Raw genomic sequence first — 16,802 nt, 5'->3', positions numbered from 1 at the left:
CTTGCAGAACACTATTCAGGAAATCCTGCTTCAGGATGCAGCGCTTCTACGCAAGGCGCAGGGATTAATTCCGGGCAGCGCACGAATTGAGATACAGTGTTTACTGCAGCATGTACTGAGCGTTACACGTGCCTGGTTGCTGGCTCACCCCGAATACAGCCCGAATGAATATGAACAGAGCCGTTATCGTGATTTGTTGCTTAGGCGCATTCATGGAGAGCCGGTTGCATACCTGCTAGGTGAACGCGAATTTTTTGGTTTGATATTTGAAGTAAATCATGCCACCCTGATCCCACGCCCCGAAACGGAATTACTGGTCGAAACGGCCTTGCAGCGTATCTCTCCGCGCCAAGAGACACACCGAATACTGGATCTGGGGACAGGCAGTGGCGCAATTGCTCTCGCGATCGCTAATTCATGCCCGGATGCACAAATATTAGGCTGCGACATTTCCACTGCCGCACTCTCAGTTGCCGAGACAAATAAAAAACGGCTATCCATCGCAAATGCTGCATTCATACCCAGTGACTGGTTTAGCGAAATCAGGAGGCAAAAATTCAGCGTTATTGTCTCCAATCCTCCCTACATTGCGGCAGGCGACCCGCACCTTTTGCAGGGCGATATTTCCTTTGAACCCATTTCTGCACTGGTTTCCGGGAGCGATGGTCTTCGTGACATCCGCCATATTACAGCCCAAGCGCCGTGTCATCTTGAATCAGAGGGGTGGTTACTGCTTGAACATGGCTACAACCAGTCAGCGCAGGTTCGCGAGCTGCTCCAGAAAACCGGTTTCAGCCACGTATTTTCAGCTGTTGACCTAGCAGGAATAGAGCGTGTCAGTGGCGGATGTTTCCTTTAGTCATACCATTCCATCACGGAATTTCCACTATACAATTCCTGACGGTGCAAAATTAACCAATTGCAACCCAACAATTCACATTACTAGATCCAATCCCTTGGCACCAGGAATTTTTCATACAGCTCCGCCTCGGGCGAACCTTTTTCAGGATGCCAATCATAACGCCACTTTACTAGCGGCGGCATGGATAGCAGGATGGATTCGATACGCCCGTTGCTTTGCAAGCCAAAAATTGTGCCCCGGTCAATCACCAGATTGAATTCTACGTATCGTCCTCTTCGATAAAGTTGAAAATCACGCTCTCGTTCACCATATGACGTATCTTTCCGCCGTTCGAGGATCGGCACATAAGCGGACAGAAAATGATTGCCCACGCTCTGTTGAAGTGCAAATGCAGTAGGGAAATCCGGCTGATTCAAATCATCAAAAAAAATACCGCCTATACCACGTGGTTCGTTACGATGTTTTAGAAAAAAATATTCGTCACACCATTTTTTGTATTTCGGGAAAAAAGAATCACCGAAAGGCGCCAAGGCATTCCGGCAAGTCTGATGAAAGTGTACTGCATCTTCCTCAAACCCATAATACGGGGTCAAATCCATCCCGCCACCAAACCAAAATGCAATTTCACCCTGATCATTTTTCGCCATGAACATGCGCACATTCATATGCACAGTAGGTGCATACGGGTTGCGCGGGTGCAACACCAATGAGACTCCGAGAGCTTCCCATTTTCTCCCCGCAAGTTCCGGACGATGAGCGGTAGCAGACGGAGGCATTCTGTCTCCCGTGACATGGGAAAAAGCAACTCCACCCCGTTCCAACACATTTCCATCTTCCAGAATACAGCTTCGCCCCCCCCCGCCTTCCGGGCGATCCCAGCTGTCACGCCGAAATTTCTTGCCGTCAACTTCTTCCAAACGGGTCACAATCATATCCTGTAATTCAAACAAGTATTTTTTGACTGCGGCACTATCCATGCTTCCTCCGATTGGTTCCGTATTAATTTATGCATGGCCCATGACGGCATTCATGCATCTGTCCTTACTAACCTGATTCTAAAAATGAAAATTTAGCAGCACCATTACCCGTTACGCAAGATGGCGCGGATTCCTATATCCGATCGCATCTGGCAGCCCTCGAAACGGATCCCCCGTGCAACCTCATAGGCACGACGCTGCGCAGTATTCACATCGTCGCCCAGTGCAGTAACGCACAGCACACGCCCACCATTCGTGACGATCTTTCCATCCTGCATACTTGTGCCGGCATGAAAAACATGCACATCATCCATCGCGTTTGGCAAGCCGGCAATCACATCGCCTTTTCGAGGAGCATCCGGATAATTGGCTGCAGCCATTACCACCCCTAGTGCTGCACGGCTATCCCATTCGGCTTCCACCCTGTCCAGGGTTCCATTGATCGCATGCTCCAGAAGGACAAACAAGTCACTCTTCAACCGCATCATAATCGGCTGGGTTTCGGGATCTCCCATGCGGCAATTAAATTCTAGCACCCTGACATTTCCCTGCGCGTCTATCATCAATCCGGCGTACAGGAAGCCTGTATAAGAGGTTCCCTCCTTTTCCATACCCTGCACTACAGGCGCGATGATTTCGCGCAGCACGCGTGCATGCAACTCTGGGGTTACTGCCGGCGCAGGAGAATACGCACCCATGCCGCCGGTATTAGGACCTTGATCTCCGTCCAGCAGGCGCTTGTGATCTTGGCTGGTTGCCAATGGCAACACATGCCTGCCATCGACCATCACAATAAAACTTGCTTCTTCTCCTTCCAGGAACTCTTCGATTACTACCCGTGCACCGACATCCCCCAGTTTATTCCCGGACAACATCATGGTAATGGCTTGATATGCCTCCTGCACGGTTTTTGCCACTACCACGCCCTTCCCCGCAGCCAGGCCATCCGCCTTGATTACAATGGGTGCCCCGGTTTTTTTCACGTAAGCGCATGCATCTGCCACGCTACTGAAAGTTTCGTAACCTGCAGTGGGAATTTGATGGCGTGTCATGAAGCACTTGGCGAAATCCTTGGAGCTTTCCAATTGTGCCGCTGCTTTACTAGGGCCAAAAATTTTCAGTCCGGCTTCACGGAACGCATCCACTATTCCATCCGCCAATGGCGCTTCCGGACCCACTACAGTCAGACGAATTTTTTCATGTTGAACAAATGCAATGAGATCCGGAATGGCTGAGAGGGCAATATTTTCAACTTTATTTTCAAGAGCCGTACCCGCATTCCCCGGAGCAACGTAAACCTTCTGCACATTAGCAGTTTGTGCAAGACGCCATGCAAGTGCATGTTCCCGACCGCCACTCCCAACAACCAGAATTTTCATACCCAATCCCTAATCGGAGGCGACAGATACAAAACCCCCAAAACGGACAGAAGAGGTTTAAGTTACTGTTGCATAGATTTTAATGCCTGAAATGACGGCAGCCCGTAAATACCATCACCAGCCCGTGTTCATCCGCAGCCGCAATTACCTCATCATCTCGAACGCTGCCACCCGGCTGAATTACCGCTCTCGCACCGGCTTCGTTCAATACATCTAAACCGTCACGAAACGGAAAAAAAGCATCGGATGCAACAACTGAGTCAGCTAGGTTACAAGCCGCATTATGTGCCTTGATTGTGGCAATACGAGTGCTATCCACCCTGCTCATCTGCCCTGCACCCACGCCCAAGGTACGCCCATCTTTACAAAACACGATTGCATTTGATTTTACATACTTTGCCACACGCCAAGCGAACAGCAGGTCTTGCAATTGCCCGGCGCTTGGCTGTGCCTTGGTAACCACACGCAACTGCTCGGCCTGTATATCCAGAATATCCGGCGACTGCACCAGCAAACCACCATTCACCCGTTTCAAATCATATTGATTATGGGATTTGAACAATGGCACGGTAAGCAACCGCACATTCTGTTTAGCAGCCACAATTTGCCGTGCATCTTCAGACACGGAAGGGGCAACAATCACCTCAACAAACTGATTGGAAGTAATGGCAGCTGCCGTATTGGCATCCAGCTCGCAATTAAAGGCAATGATTCCACCAAACGCTGAGGTGGGGTCGGTTGCATAGGCCAGCTTGTAGGCACTGAGCGGTTCCTCGGCAATCGCAACCCCGCAAGGATTCGCATGCTTGACGATCACACAGGCCGGACGATCGAACGTCTTCACGCATTCCCAGGCTGTATCTGCATCCCCGATATTGTTGTAGGACAACTCCTTACCTTGCAGCTGAGTATAGCTGGCAATACCGCCAGGAACGGCATTCAAATCGCGGAAAAAAGCTGCATTTTGATGCGGATTCTCCCCGTAGCGCATGTCCTGCACCTTAATGAAATTGAAATTAATCTGTGCCGGATATTGGCTGCGCGTCCCATCCGTATTCATAGATGTCAGATAATTACTGATCGCGCTGTCATAAGCTGCAGTATGTGAAAAAGCTTTTTTTGCCAGGTCGAAGCAGGTATCGCCAGAAATCGTGCAGCCATTATCGCGCATCTCGGTCAAGATGCTGCCATAATCATTCGCATCGGTGACGATCGCCACATGCCGATAATTTTTTGCCGCAGCGCGCACCATAGTAGGGCCGCCTATATCAATATTCTCGATCGCGTTTTCAATCGTACAATCAGGATTGGCAACTGTAGCGCCAAATGGGTACAGGTTCACCACTACCAGATCGATTGTTGGAATATGGTATTTTTCCAGCGTAGCCACATGTTCCGGCAAATCCCTTCTCGCCAGGATGCCGGCATGGATTTTGGGTTGCAATGTCTTTACGCGCCCATCCAGCATCTCAGGAAAACCGGTGTACTCAGACACTTCGGTAACCGGAACACCATGTTCGGTCAGCATTTTTGCCGTGCCCCCGGTGGACAAGATACTCACCCCAAGCTGGTGCAGCCCAGTCGCAAACTCCAGAATGCCGGATTTGTCTGATACACTGATCAGAACCTGTTTCACTACTACCATAATTAAATGTTCTTTTCGTCGTTGGTGTTAACAAATTTAACCTTCTGCGAGACTTTTCGCTCGCTTCTGGCAGGAACCCGCATTTTTAAATCCGTACCCGGAAAACGATGCTGCTGAATTTTTTTACGTAATGTATTACGGTTCAGCCCCAATAGTTCCGCTGCACGCGTCTGATTGCCGCATGCATGTTTCAGGACAGCCTCGATCAAAGGTTTTTCAACACAATTCATCACCATGTCATAAACCGCACACGAAGGATCTTCCCCATCAAGGTCATTAAAATAATCCTCTACCGCCTTGCGCACATATTGTGCAACGTCATTTTCAACCAGCATTGAATTACTTTCTTTTTTCATGCTGCCAGCTCCTCGGCATAGCACAGACGCTCACCGCATTTTAATTGGCTCTCAAAAAAATCATTTACCGCTTCCAGTTGCTGTGTACTGCTCTCCAACTGATTCATCTGATGACGAAAATGCGCTGAACCGGTCAAACCCTTTGTATACCAAGAGATGTGCTTGCGGGCAACGCGTAACCCCGTGTATTCCCCATAAAACATGTAAAGCTCGTATACATGCTTGATGAGCACACGGTGCACTTCTTCTACCTGTGGCGCGGGTAAATGCGTACCGGTTTTCATATAATGATCAATCTCACGAAACAGCCATGGCCGCCCTTGCGCTGCCCGCCCGATCATCACTGCATCCGCACCCGTTTTCTGGAGTACGTGACGAGCTTTTTCAGGGGTGGTGATATCCCCGTTTGCAATAACCGGGATGGTCACGCAAGATTTCACCGAAGCAATGGTTTCGTACTCCGCGTCCCCGCTATACGCACACGCACGGGTCCGCCCATGAATGGCAAGCGCCTGAATGCCACTGGCCTCCGCAATTTGAGCAATACGCGCCGCATTACGATGCTGCTTATCCCATCCAGTCCGTATCTTAAGCGTTACCGGCACATCCACCGAACCCACAACCGTTTCCAATATGCGACCGACCAATGCTTCATTTTGCAAAAGTGCTGATCCGGCCAGCACATTACAAATCTTCTTTGCCGGGCAACCCATATTAATATCAATAATCTGTGCGCCCTGATCAACGTTATACTGCGCAGCAAGCGCCAGCATCTTGGGATCAGCGCCTACAATCTGCACCGATATTGGATCAACCTCTCCCTCGTGATTTGCGCGCCGCTTGGTTTTCTCGGATCCATACAACAATGAGTTAGATGAAACCATTTCGCTCACCGCCATGCCTGCCCCCATGCTTTTGCATAACATGCGAAATGGACGATCCGTTACTCCGGCCATAGGAGCAACGATCAGGTTGTTTTTCAGATGGTAGGGGCCAATGCGCATATGCTATTTTCCAAATAGGGATAATTATAAATTAATCGATCATCCCGTGCTATCATCACCTAAATGCACGGAATGAAATTATTGTAACGATGACTTTCGACGTACTGATCATAGGAGGGGGACTGGTTGGAGCCAGTCTGGCAGCGTCACTTAAATCCAGTGAACTAAACCTGGCGCTGGTGGAATCACAGACACCCGGCATCCATAAAAAGGACCTGGACAACCGCATCTATGCTATCAGCCCGGGAACTGCCGCCTTTCTTTCGCAATGCAATATCTGGCAGCAGCTGGATAAAAGCCGGATCCAACCGGTGGAAACCATGCGCATATTTGGTGACATGGGCATGGAATTCGATTTCAGCGCCTATCCATTGGGTTTACCAGAATTAGCTTTTATCCTGGAAAATCAAGTGCTGCAACTAACACTCTGGCAAGAATTACAGGAACAGGACAATTTAACCCTGTTCCACCCTGCACGCTGCAGCCACCTTGACTGGCAGGATGATGCTGCTTACCTTCGACTTGAAGACGGCCGCACACTCAAGACGAATCTGGTAATTGGCGCAGACGGGGGCAATTCCTGGGTACGACAGCAGGCTGGCATCGTAGCACCACCAACGCTTTATAACCAGGACGCTGTAGTCGCAAATTTCATGATTGAGAAGACACACCGGAACACAGCCTTCCAGTGGTTCCAGCAGGACGGAATTTTGGCCCTGCTGCCGTTACCTCAGAAAAGTGTTTCCATGGTGTGGTCCGTAAGCCCTGAAAAAGCAAAAATATTGCTCAATCTCTCCCATGAAGATCTATGCGCACAAGTTACATCTGCCTCACATCACCATTTGGGCACCATGCAGCTCGTTACCCCGCCGGTCGCATTCCCGCTACGTTCCCTATACCTGCCACAGATCGTAAAATCACGGTTGGCGCTGGTAGGCGATGCCGCGCACAACATTCATCCTCTGGCCGGACAGGGGGTTAATCTGGGTTTCCGCGACGCACGCCAACTGGCACGTATACTGATGGAACGGGAGGCACATCGGGATTGCGGCGACATTAACCTGTTACGTTGTTATGAGCGTTCACGCAAGGAGGATATTTTTTCCATGCTACATGCTACTGACCTGTTGAAGAAATTGTTCAATAACGGCAATCCAGTACTGCGATCTATTCGCAACCTTGGACTCGCATCTGCAAACCATATTACACCACTGAAAAAAATGCTGGCACTTCACGCACTCAATTAACCAACCTGACGGGTTTATTATGATCAAATTTTTTCTGTCACTACTTGTTTCCTTCTCATTTTCTTACGCCCATGCCGATGCATCCAAGGTCAAAGACCTGCTGCAAAAAAATTATCCTCAACTCGGCAAGGTTGAGCAAATCAGCAGGGCCAATATTCTTAACCTGTACGAAGTGGTTGTGCAAGACCAGCTGTTTTATACCGATGAAAATGCACAATATCTCATTGATGGTAATATTTACGATTTGAAAAATATGCGCAACCTTACGGATGAGCGTTCCCGTAAATTATTCGCAATCGATTTCAATACACTGCCATTCGACATTGCCATCAAAAAAGTGAAAGGGAACGGGCAGAGAAAAATGGCTTACTTTAGCGACCCAAACTGTAGCTTCTGCAAAAAGCTCGAGAGTGAATTAAAGAATGTGGACAACGTCACTTTATACATATTCATGCTGTCCATTTTTCCGGGTTCCGACAAAAAAGTGCGGGGCGTCTGGTGCAGCAAAGACCCTGTCAAGGCATGGGACAATCTGATGCTGAGTAATGTTCAGCCTGTATCCGGAACCTGCGACGTGCCTTCAGCCAAATTACATGAACTAAGCCAAAAATTAAAAATAAAAGGAACCCCGGTATTGGTCTTTGCGGACGGCGTTCAGGTTCCCGGATTCAGACCTGCTGCCATGCTGGAGAAGTCATTAAATAGCACAACAAATCCTTAACGACCCCGGCACTTTTCATAGTTTACATAATTGAACGGAACAGAATAAAAAAACAGCTGCGTCTTCCATGCCCCTGTCAAATGTTACCGGTTCCCTAGAGCCTGGACAGCTGCTTCGCTCGGAATCCTAACCATTCAGAAAGCTTGCCCCCTGAATGCCCTTCACGCTCTTGTCAGCCTTGAATTTTTCCAGGAATTCTGGGCGTTGGGCATTCCACATCTGCATTCTGCGCACGATGGCGCAACGCATGATCGATCAGCACCAAAGCCAGCATAGCCTCGGCAATAGGCGTAGCACGGATTCCTACGCAGGGGTCGTGACGACCGTGAGTTGCAACCATCGTTTGCTCACCCGCCTTATTGACCGATTTACGCGGAAGACGAATACTGGAAGTAGGTTTGATGGCAATGTGCGCCACAACATCCTGCCCGGTAGATATACCACCAAGAATACCACCAGCATGGTTTGATAAAAATCCCTGCGGGGTCATTTCATCACCATGTTCGCTGCCTTTCTGTGTAACCGAAGAAAAGCCTGCGCCAATTTCCACCCCCTTAACCGCATTGATGCTCATCATGGCATAGCCAATATCCGCATCCAGCCGGTCATATACAGGCTCCCCCCATCCCACGGGCACATGTTCAGCAACGACCGTAAGCTTTGCACCAATTGAATCTCCGGATTTACGCAACGTATCCATATATTTTTCCAACTGTTCAACATAGTTCTCATCCGCGACAAAAAAAGGATTGCTGTTCACGCTCTCCCAGCTCATGAATGGCACCACAATTTCGCCCAGCTGCGATAAATATCCCCGGATGATTATTCCATAACGCTCATTTAGCCATTTTTTTGCAATCGCGCCAGCTGCTACACGTACAGCAGTTTCACGTGCAGACGCCCGCCCGCCGCCACGATGATCGCGAATGCCATATTTATGCCAGTACGTATAATCAGCGTGACCTGGGCGAAAACTGTCAGCGATATTGCCATAATCCTTGCTACGCTGGTCCTCATTCCGGATTAGCAACGCGATCGGAGTACCCGTGGTCTTCCCTTCATGGATGCCAGACAAAATTTCTACTGTGTCCGACTCACGCCTTTGCGTGACATGGCGCGAAGTACCCGGCTTACGCCGGTCCAGCTCCCGCTGGATGTCTGCATGGCTCAGTTCCATTCCCGGCGGGCAGCCATCCACCACGCATCCGATCGCAGGGCCATGTGACTCGCCAAAAGAAGTAACGCAGAATAAGGTTCCGAATGTATTTCCTGACATAGCTAAACTCGCAAAATATTTTAGTTAAGTTTAACATAGCACACCTCTGTACTGCTGCTTCAACTATGCCAATGATTTGACAATCCATTTTTTCCCATGCCGAAAACTTACAGCAACAGCCTGGATTTATTGCAATGCCCACTCTCTCAACCATTCAGCACTGAGGACCATCTGATATGAAAGCGATTGTAATGACTGCGGCTGGCACCCCCGACATGTTGCAACTGCAGGACGTTCCCCAACCTGAACTGCCATCAGCACACCATATGCGAATCAAGCTGGCAGCTGCAGGAATTAATCCACTGGACACCAAACTGCGCACCAAGCCAGCCTATTATCCCGACAAACTGCCCGCCATCCTGGGATGTGACGGTGCAGGGACTGTCGAATCCATCGGCACTGCTGTAACACGTTTTTCAATCGGTGATACGATCTACTTTTGTAGCGGAGGAATCGGAGATGAGCCCGGTAGCTATGCTGAATATATCAATGTCCATGAAGATTACTGTGCACTTAAGCCAGCCAACCTTAGCCTGCAAGAAAGTGCAGCCTTACCTCTGGTACTGATCACTGCCTGGGAAGCTCTGGTCGAACGTGTTTGCCTGCAAGCCGGACAAACCATTCTCATCCATGCAGCTGCCGGAGGGGTCGGACATATCGCTGTCCAGCTTGCCCACCACCTTGGCGCACGCATCGCGGTGACCATAAGTGATGACAAGAAGGCTGGCCTCGTGCATGGACTCGGCGCAGAAAAAATTATTCATTATCGCGACCAGGGCTTCGTGCAAGAAATTCTTTCCTGGACTGCAGGCAAAGGGGTGGACATTGTATTGGACACTGTAGGCGGCGAAGTATTCCTGCAATCGCTCAAAGCAACGCGCATTGGAGGCAAAATCGTCACCCTGCTGTCCACCCCGCTGTCCATGGCGGACATCCAGCTGGCTCGTCTGCGCAATTTATCCCTATGTTATGAACTGATGCTTACTCCACAAGTCATGCAGATGCATGACGAGCGAATCCGCCAGCGCAAAATTCTGGAGCAAGGTGCCAAACTAATTGAAGCAGGCAAACTCGGAGTGCTGGTAAGTGCTACCCTTCCATTAAAGGATGCTGCCCAGGCACATCGATTAATGGAACAGGGGGGGGTTACCGGAAAAATTGTACTGATGATAGACCCACTGCCGTGGGTATCTATAGTCCAAGCTCCGACCACATCCTATCAACACGATTTTTAGTCACTTCATCCATACTGATTGGTGTGCCCCAGTCTCGAGCTGTTTCACCCGGCCACTTATTGGTTGCATCCAGCCCCATTTTGCTGCCCAAACCGGACACAGGGCTGGCAAAATCCAGATAATCGATGGGCGTATTATCCACCAGCAATGTATCACGTGAAGGGTCCACCCGGGTGGTAATCGCCCAGATTACCTCCTGCCAGTTACGGATATCAATATCATTATCTACCACAATTATGAATTTCGTATACATGAACTGGCGCAGGTATGACCAGATGCCAAACATCACGCGCTTGGCGTGCCCCGAATACTGTTTTCTCATGGACACGATAGCCAGGCGATAGGAACAACCTTCTGGCGGAAGATAAAAATCTGAAATCTCGGGAAACTGCTTTTGCAGCAGAGGAACGAAAACTTCGTTCAATGCCACCCCTAATATAGCCGGCTCGTCTGGCGGCTTTCCTGTATAAGTTGAGTGATAAATTGGATCGCGGCGCATGGTAATGCGATCAATGGTGAACACCGGAAATGTTTCCTGTTCATTGTAATAACCAGTGTGATCACCAAAGGGGCCCTCGATGGCGACTTCTCCGGGATGAATCTTTCCTTCCAGCACAATCTCGGCACTGGCAGGTACCTGCAAATCACACCCAATGCATTGAACCAGTTCCGTCTTGGATCCTCGAAGCAAACCAGCAAATTGGTACTCAGACAAACTGTCCGGTACGGGTGTGACTGCACCTAGAATAGTCGCTGGGTCGGCACCAATCACCACTGCGAGTGGAAACGGCTGGCCGGGATACATTTGAAGCCATTCCTGATAATCCAGCGCTCCTCCACGATGCGCCAGCCAACGCATAATCACTTTATTAGGTGCGATCACCTGCTGGCGATAAATACCAAGATTCTGACGCGGTTTATTGGGTCCGCGAGTTACCACCAGACCCCAGCTTATCAAAGGTGCGGCATCCCCTGGCCAGCAAGTCTGTATGGGAAGCCTACCCAGATCTACTTCACTACCTTCCCAGATAACCTCCTGGCAGGGAGCATTCGATATCACCTTGGGCGTCATGTATAAAACCTGCTTCAATACCGGCCATTTGTCCCATGCATCCTTCAGTCCCTTAGGTGGCTCGGGCTCCTTCAGATAAGCCAGCAACTTCCCTACTTCCCGTAATGCCGTTACGCTTTGTTCGCCCATGCCCAGAGCTACCCGGTGTGGTGTGCCAAAGAGATTCGCCAGAACAGGAATATTGTATCCCTCGGGATTCTTGAACAAAACGGCTGGACCATGCGTTCGCAAAACACGATCGCAGATTTCCGTCATCTCCAGATCGGGAGATACCGGTCTGCTCACATATTTCAACTCGCCCAATTTTTCCAATTGCGAGATAAAATCTCGCAGGTCACGATATTTCATCAATAAAAGCTTTCTTCGCCCTCAGGCCGGGTTTTAAATCTTCTGTGTAACCAGAAATACTGATCCGGCATTTCCCTGACCCGCTGCTCGATAAATTCATTGATTCGACGCGTATCCGCGATCGGGTCATGGGAAGGGAAATTGTGCCATGCAGGATAAAAGCACACCTCATACCCCTCGTAATCAGGCAATACGCGGCTGACACACGACACCACTTTCGCATTCGCCATTGTCACCAGCCGGGGCAAGGTCGCTAACGTGGCTGCCGGCACCCCAAAAAATGGAACAAATATACTGTCCTTGGTTGACCAGTCTTGATCAGTAAAATAAAACAATGGCCGGCCTGCACGTAATGCCTTTATGATCGGACGCAACCCGGCCTGACGAGAATAAATTAATGTATTGCCGAAACGCGTCCGCTTTTTAATCAACAGATTCTGCAAATATTCATTTTTTTGCCTGGAATAAACACTGACCCCATCTCCATGCTGTATAAGCCAGGACCCGAGCACATCCAGCGCAACAAAATGTGCAGTCAGAAAAATCACTGGACTACCCAAAGCATTCTGAAAATGCTCCTCACCTTTAACACGAATCAACTTCTGGATGCGCTCGCGACTGGACCACCATAAAATTCCACGCTCTACAATACTACGTGCAAATGCCCTAAAATTCTGGCGTACCAGCCGCTTTCGCTCTGTTTCACCCATCTCGGGAAAACATAAGCGCAGATTAATACTGGCCACCCGGCGACGCCTGCTAGAAATCAAATAAAACAAAATTCCCAAGACATTACCGATCCATGCTTGCAGCCGGTAGGGCAAAAAATGCAACACCCACAGCAAAAAAATTCCCAAACGCACCATCATTGCGATTTTTTTTCTTGATTTATAGCTGGCCTGACTCCCGGCGGGGTCTTGTACCGGTTATAGCTCCATAAATATTGTGCAGGATTCGAGAGCACCAGCTCTTCCAGAGCCGCATTGACCTGCCTGCTTATGGGAGCGCCATCCACTAACCTCAACGGAATGATACGCAAAATATACCCCGCACCTTTTTCCAGTCTTTCGACCGATGCCAACAGCACCGCAGCACCGCTGGATTGTACCAAGCGTCCGATTAACGTCATAGTGTAGGCTGGCCTACCGAAAAAATCGACCCATTCCCCCTCACCATTACCTGGAACCTGGTCGGGTAGAAGACCTATTGCCTCCCCTCGCTTTAAGGCTTTGTACAGCAAACGTACCCCACTGACATCGGTCCGCGCCAGTCGCAACTGACCTCGCTCGCGGCCACGGCGCATCAGTGGATCCAGCCATGCCAGCCTGGGTGGGCGATACAGTACAATCATTGGCATAAATGTAGCGGCATAAATGGCGGATACATCAAAACACCCCAAATGTGGGGTCAAAAAAACGATACCCTTACCATTCGAACGAGCATTCTCGACATGCTCCCAGCCATGGCACTCCCGGACGCTGGCTTTCACTTCACCCAGGGGGCGACACCATATCCAGATCAACTCAATCGCACCCCTCCCTGCTTCTGCAATACCCGCATGCAAGACCTTGCGAAATTCCGCATCGGAATACCCTTTTAATGCGTTACCCAAATTTTCGCGCATTCGTTTGGCATAGGCACGGGAAAGCTTATACGTCAACTTTCCCAGTACAGCACCTAAACAATGCAATACTCTCAGCGGCAATTTCGCTACAAGGGAGCATAGCCAAATTACAAGAGCAGATTTCATGGGAAGTAAACGCAACCAAAGTTATTGCTATAATAATTTATTTTATGAACCAACCTAAATTGCGGGGATCCATGAGTGAATTTCTATTTACATCCGAATCGGTTTCTGAAGGTCATCCAGACAAGGTTGCGGATCAAATTTCTGATTCCATTCTGGACGCTATTCTAGCGCAAGACCCGTATGCGCGAGTAGCAGCCGAGACGTTGGTCAACACTGGGCTCGTGGTACTTGCCGGTGAAATATCTACCAAAGCCAACGTAGACTACATTCATGTGGCTCGCGATTGCATCAGGCGCATCGGCTATGATAATACCGAATATGGCATAGACTACAAAGGATGTGCCGTGCTGGTCGCATACGACAAGCAAAGCCCGGATATCGCTCAAGGAGTTGACCGGGCATCCCATGAATATCTGGATCAGGGGGCTGGAGATCAAGGCCTGATGTTCGGTTATGCATGTGATGAGACGCCCACGCTCATGCCGCTCCCGATTTATCTGGCGCACCGTATTGTTGAGCGTCAGTCGCAACTGCGGCGAGATGGACGTCTGAATTGGCTACGTCCGGATGCCAAGGCTCAAGTCACCATTCGTTATGTAAATGACAAGCCGCACTCCATAGACACGGTCTTGCTGTCTACCCAGCATTCCCCTGACATATCGCTGGAGACCATTCGTGAAGCCGTAATTGAAGACATCATCAAACCCCTGCTTCCTGCCGAACTCATCAGGGGCAACATCAAATACCTGGTTAATCCCACGGGCCGATTTGTGATCGGCGGTCCGCAGGGAGACTGTGGCCTGACTGGACGCAAGATCATTGTGGATACTTATGGTGGCTCCGCTCCGCATGGAGGGGGGGCCTTTTCCGGAAAAGACCCGTCCAAGGTGGATCGCTCTGCGGCTTATGCCGGCCGGTATATTGCCAAAAATATTGTAGCTGCCGGCCTGGCAAGCAAATGCCTGATCCAGATATCTTATGCGATCGGTCTGGCTTTACCCACCAGCACATGGGTAACCAGTTACGGCACCGGAAAAATTCCCGACGAAAAAATTGCTGAACTGGTCAATAAGCATTTCGACCTACGCCCAAAAGGCATTGTACAAATGCTGGAATTATTGCGTCCGATCTATACCAATACTTCTGCTTACGGTCACTTCGGTCGCGAAGAACCCGGATTTACATGGGAGGCAACAGATAAGGCATCCGCTCTGCGCGCGGATGCCGGGTTGTAACTCTTGATATAAAGATCGTCACAAAATGTGCCGATCTTTAATCCTGGTTAACTCATAATTTTTAGAATCAAATACGTGCGCCCTTCCAAGCCATGTGCTACCCGCAACCTCTATAGCCGAAGAACAAGGGATGGACATTTTATAGCCACCATCCCCGCTGATTGCTGAATTCCTAATAGGGAACTAATAGGGCAAAGGATAATAATCAATATATCCAGCCGCATCACCGCCGTAAAATGTAGTCGTATCCGGCACATTAAAGTCCCTGCGTTCACGTAATCGCAATGGTAAATCAGGATTAGCTATGAACAACGCACCAAATGATACGAAGTCCGCAGTTTTTTCATCTATCGCAGCTTCGGCACGAACCGCATCATAGCCGCCATTTGCCATGTACTGGCCTCTGAACAAACTGCGCAAACGCTTAAAATCAAACTCGGAAGGCTGTTCCTCGACCACATGTATATACGCAAGATTAAAGCGATTCAGCTGCTCTACAACATATTCAAAAGTTTCCTGCGGCGTAGAATCGGAAATATCATTTTGCGGATTGACCGGGGATAAGCGCACCCCAACTTTTTGAGCCGGATACACACTGCATACCGCCTGAATCACTTCAAACAACAACCGGCAACGGTTCTCGATCGAACCTCCATATTCATCCGCGCGCTGGTTGGTACTGTCACGCAGGAACTGATCAAGAAGATATCCATTTGCAGCATCAATTTCCAATCCGTCCATCCAGGCATCTTCAGCATTCTTAGCAGCTTGCCTGTACTGCTCGACGATGCTGGGTATCTCGGCTGTTTCCAACGCTCGAGGCGTTTCAAATGGCATCATTCCCTTGGGAGTGAATACCTCACCTTCCGGTTTAATGGCGGAAGGCGCAACAGGCAGACCCTGGAATGGCTGCCACAATGGATGTGAGATCCGTCCGGCATGCGACAGATTCATAAAAATTTTTCCACCCGACCGATGAACACGGGCCGTTACCATTTTCCATCCTTCGATCTGTTCCTCAGAGGATATTCCCGGCGTAGCTGGATATCCAATCCCTTGATCAGAGACCTGGGTCGGCTCGGAAATAATCAGGCCGGCACTACAGCGCTGGGAATAGTATGTGGCATTCATAACGGTAGGGACATTGCCCAAACCGGCCCGGCTTCGGGTCATTGGCGCCATGACAATTCTGTTGTTGAGCTGTAGCGAACCGAGCCACGCTTTCCTGTATAAAGGATGGATCTCTGGTGGCAGAATATGCGAAATATCTGTCCATCCGGAGGGATAGGTTTCTCGTTGTACCGGCTTTTTCTTAGGGTAATTTCTTGGATCCGCAACTGGATTCGGGTTCTCGTTTAAAGCTTTTGGAACATCCGTATATGCTGGAATCAGAGGAGGATTTTCATCCAGATCCCAGTCATCCATTGGAATCAGGGGGATTTCTTTCTTTGGCCTCGTGCTTCCGGAAGCAGAAACTTGATGATCAGCGCTCGAAGTGAGCTTGTCGTCACTGGATAAATGTTTATCGTCGTTTACCATAGGTTCATCACTTAATAAGGGTACATTAATAATGATGCATTATAGCCTGTTCTATAGCCTCATCAACCCGATCATTTATAAACAGCCAGATTATCCAATGAGTGTTGATTTAAAAAGCAATATTGCAACGCTCTCCCCAATTTAACCGACCTGGCC

Annotated in this window: 15 protein-coding genes; 5 read left to right on the top strand and 10 right to left on the bottom strand. The window is 49.4% G+C overall.

The genetic code is table 11. The annotated features are described in order from the left end of the window. Position 1 precedes the first annotated feature (1 nt). A complete protein-coding gene (prmC, locus tag KJA68_RS01485) occupies positions 2-859 on the top strand; it encodes a peptide chain release factor N(5)-glutamine methyltransferase (RefSeq protein ID WP_246487015.1) in 858 nt (285 codons plus the stop codon). A gap of 83 nt (positions 860-942) precedes the next feature. Here prmC and hemF read toward each other — a convergent pair whose 3' ends face one another. The 5 genes from hemF to dusB all read right to left on the bottom strand — a co-directional run bounded on the left by hemF (position 943) and on the right by dusB (position 6,223). Then, positions 943-1,839 carry an oxygen-dependent coproporphyrinogen oxidase gene (hemF, locus tag KJA68_RS01480; protein ID WP_213035145.1) on the bottom strand — a complete coding sequence of 299 codons (897 nt, stop codon included), beginning with the start codon at positions 1,837-1,839 and terminating at the stop codon, positions 943-945. A gap of 104 nt (positions 1,840-1,943) precedes the next feature. Further along, positions 1,944-3,218 carry a phosphoribosylamine--glycine ligase gene (purD, locus tag KJA68_RS01475; RefSeq protein ID WP_213035144.1) on the bottom strand — a complete coding sequence of 425 codons (1,275 nt, stop codon included), beginning with the start codon at positions 3,216-3,218 and terminating at the stop codon, positions 1,944-1,946. A gap of 79 nt (positions 3,219-3,297) precedes the next feature. After that, complete coding sequence (gene purH, locus KJA68_RS01470) at positions 3,298-4,863, bottom strand: bifunctional phosphoribosylaminoimidazolecarboxamide formyltransferase/IMP cyclohydrolase (RefSeq protein WP_213035143.1); 1,566 nt, start codon at positions 4,861-4,863, stop codon at positions 3,298-3,300. 2 nt (positions 4,864-4,865) lie between these two features. After that, complete coding sequence (locus KJA68_RS01465) at positions 4,866-5,219, bottom strand: helix-turn-helix domain-containing protein (RefSeq protein WP_420887619.1); 354 nt, start codon at positions 5,217-5,219, stop codon at positions 4,866-4,868. Further along, entirely contained in the window at positions 5,216-6,223 is a 1,008-nt protein-coding gene (gene dusB / locus KJA68_RS01460; protein ID WP_213035142.1) for a tRNA dihydrouridine synthase DusB, read from the bottom strand. Before dusB ends, KJA68_RS01465 begins: the two co-directional genes overlap by 4 nt. 89 nt (positions 6,224-6,312) lie before the next feature. Between dusB and KJA68_RS01455 the strand changes: the two genes are divergently transcribed. Further along, positions 6,313-7,470 (top strand): UbiH/UbiF family hydroxylase, encoded by a 1,158-nt coding sequence (locus KJA68_RS01455; RefSeq protein WP_213035141.1) that lies wholly within the window; start codon positions 6,313-6,315, stop codon positions 7,468-7,470. A 19-nt stretch (positions 7,471-7,489) separates the two neighbouring features. Further along, on the top strand, positions 7,490-8,191 hold the full coding sequence (locus KJA68_RS01450) for a DsbC family protein (protein ID WP_213035140.1): 702 nt from the start codon (positions 7,490-7,492) through the stop codon (positions 8,189-8,191). A 172-nt stretch (positions 8,192-8,363) separates the two neighbouring features. Here the strand turns inward: KJA68_RS01450 and aroC are convergent, their stop codons facing one another. Continuing rightward, a complete protein-coding gene (gene aroC, locus KJA68_RS01445; RefSeq protein ID WP_213035139.1) occupies positions 8,364-9,467 on the bottom strand; it encodes a chorismate synthase in 1,104 nt (367 codons plus the stop codon). 176 nt (positions 9,468-9,643) lie between these two features. Here aroC and KJA68_RS01440 point away from each other — a divergent pair, with 176 nt between their 5' ends. Then, a complete protein-coding gene (locus KJA68_RS01440; RefSeq protein ID WP_213035138.1) occupies positions 9,644-10,702 on the top strand; it encodes a zinc-dependent alcohol dehydrogenase family protein in 1,059 nt (352 codons plus the stop codon). On the opposite strand, the gene ubiD is transcribed toward KJA68_RS01440, so the two are convergent. From ubiD to KJA68_RS01425, 3 genes are read right to left on the bottom strand one after another with little or no spacing between them, the layout of a single operon-like run. Next, positions 10,659-12,122 carry a 4-hydroxy-3-polyprenylbenzoate decarboxylase gene (gene ubiD / locus KJA68_RS01435; RefSeq protein WP_213035137.1) on the bottom strand — a complete coding sequence of 488 codons (1,464 nt, stop codon included), beginning with the start codon at positions 12,120-12,122 and terminating at the stop codon, positions 10,659-10,661. The genes KJA68_RS01440 and ubiD overlap by 44 nt on opposite strands. Further along, the gene (locus KJA68_RS01430) at positions 12,122-12,958 is read right to left on the bottom strand and encodes a lysophospholipid acyltransferase family protein (RefSeq protein WP_246487023.1); all 837 of its coding nucleotides are present in this window, start codon (positions 12,956-12,958) and stop codon (positions 12,122-12,124) included. The genes ubiD and KJA68_RS01430 overlap by 1 nt, the downstream gene beginning before the upstream one ends. Positions 12,959-12,987: 29 nt before the next feature. Continuing rightward, entirely contained in the window at positions 12,988-13,872 is an 885-nt protein-coding gene (locus KJA68_RS01425; RefSeq protein ID WP_213035135.1) for a lysophospholipid acyltransferase family protein, read from the bottom strand. A gap of 71 nt (positions 13,873-13,943) precedes the next feature. Between KJA68_RS01425 and metK the strand changes: the two genes are divergently transcribed. Further along, on the top strand, positions 13,944-15,107 hold the full coding sequence (metK, locus tag KJA68_RS01420; RefSeq protein ID WP_213035134.1) for a methionine adenosyltransferase: 1,164 nt from the start codon (positions 13,944-13,946) through the stop codon (positions 15,105-15,107). 183 nt (positions 15,108-15,290) lie between these two features. On the opposite strand, the gene KJA68_RS01415 is transcribed toward metK, so the two are convergent. Beyond that, the gene (locus KJA68_RS01415; protein ID WP_320412093.1) at positions 15,291-16,646 is read right to left on the bottom strand and encodes an alkene reductase; all 1,356 of its coding nucleotides are present in this window, start codon (positions 16,644-16,646) and stop codon (positions 15,291-15,293) included. Between the last annotated feature and the right edge of the window lie 156 nt (positions 16,647-16,802).

This window comes from Candidatus Nitrotoga fabula (assembly GCF_905221025.1).
Taxonomy (GTDB): Bacteria; Pseudomonadota; Gammaproteobacteria; order Burkholderiales; family Gallionellaceae; genus Nitrotoga; species Nitrotoga fabula.
Note: the sequence above shows the minus strand (reverse complement) of the source record. Positions and strands in the feature narration are given on the sequence as shown.